Source organism: Leifsonia sp. SIMBA_070, from assembly GCF_046534635.1.
Taxonomy (GTDB): Bacteria; Actinomycetota; Actinomycetes; order Actinomycetales; family Microbacteriaceae; genus Leifsonia.
In genome coordinates this window covers 1-233 of the sequence record NZ_JAWRYK010000998.1, presented here as the reverse complement: position 1 = coordinate 233, position 233 = coordinate 1, and the positions used below count along the sequence as shown (strand labels likewise).

At 64.8% G+C, this 233-nt stretch carries 1 pseudogene; it reads left to right on the top strand.

Annotated elements, in window-relative coordinates:
• Positions 1 to 233, top strand: a pseudogene (locus SB754_RS23160) (hypothetical protein); the annotation flags it as partial.

Genomic DNA, 233 nt, shown 5'->3' with positions numbered 1-233 from the left:
ATCGCAACTGGCGGTGCCCGAAGTGCCGCTGGTGGTTCAAGCACTACCCGCAAGGCGAATGCGTCTCGTGCCATCGCGACGTCACCATCGGTGAGCAGGGCTACTGCCGCCTCTGTCTGGAGACCGCCCGGATGCTGCAAGTACTCGGCGAACCGCTCGACCTCGACGCACCGCGAAAGTTCGGGGCGCAACTGTTCTTCGCCGTGATGAACGATCCCCGCAGGCCTGCCGAG